Here is a 1,053-nt window from a genome sequence, read left to right as displayed (position 1 = left end):
CCCCTGAGTTGGCGCAGCGGTGACAAGAACGGACGTCACGGCACGGCTGAACGGTGAGGTCAGCTGGCTCAGAACCAGATCCCGCAACTGTTTCGCGTGAAGTCCCGAAACCTTGGGAAGCAACCCCACGCACGGAATCCCAAGCTCGGCTTCGGCCTCGGCTTCACTGCGCAAGGTCTGATTGAAGGCGTTGCGGACCATGACGAAAATCGCCCCCATCAGCCCGAACACGATCATGCCGGGCGGGACCAGGAAAACTGCCGGCAGCGTCTTCGGAGTTGACGGCGGCCATGCCATCGAAAGGATCGCTACTCCGGGTGATGGAGCGGCGATGTGCTGCATCAACTCCTGTCGCCGGCCAAGAAGCTCGTTGTATCGCTGCGTTACGATGGTCACCTGAGGCTCAAGTGCACGCAAGCCGGAAAGCTGGCTCGCAGTGTCGGACACCGCCGCGTCGAGCACTCTTTCGTGTTCTTCCAGCGCCGCAACCTGGGCGCGGTAGACTTTTGCCTCGGCTGCGATGCGCGCGATGTCCTGTTCCATCTCACGGTTGATCGCATTCCCCTGACCCTCGTCCGCACCAGCGCCCAGCTGGCGAGCCATCAGGTCGGCCAGCACCGGCGATCCGATTTCTTCAGCGACTGCCGAAACGGGCGCGCCCGCCTTCCGCAGATCCTCGATACGTTCAAGATGCGCTTCCGAGGCGGAGAGATCGGCTTTCGACAGGGAAATCTGTCGGCTGAGTTCCGCTCTCTCATTGGCCGCATTGTTGGCCGCACTTTGATCGACGGCGCCGTGGGTCAGCCGATACGTCTCCAGACGGTTGGTTGCGTCGACCAGATCGCTTTGCACTTGCGGCAGGCCGGCGACCAGCGATTGCAGTTCGACCTGGTCCAATGCACGTCGTTTCTGTATGAGGTCGTCAATATAGACCTGAGCGAATGTGTTCGCGACAAGCGCAGCACGGGCCGGACTGGAATCGGTAAAGCCGATGGAGATGACCCGCGACCGCAGCTCTTGTCCGACCCTCATTCCGTTCCGAAGCGCCTTCAG

1 protein-coding gene is annotated in these 1,053 nt (G+C 61.4%); it reads right to left on the bottom strand.

Features of this window, described 5'->3' with window-relative positions; translation table 11 throughout:
- Window positions 1-1,053: GumC family protein (locus tag FJ548_RS29705; RefSeq protein WP_181168955.1), on the bottom strand; the 1,053-nt coding region annotated here is incomplete at both ends.

Origin of the sequence: Mesorhizobium sp. B2-4-17, assembly GCF_006441275.1 — a bacterium.
In the GTDB taxonomy this organism is placed as follows: domain Bacteria; phylum Pseudomonadota; class Alphaproteobacteria; order Rhizobiales; family Rhizobiaceae; genus Mesorhizobium.
Note: the sequence above shows the minus strand (reverse complement) of the source record. Positions and strands in the feature narration are given on the sequence as shown.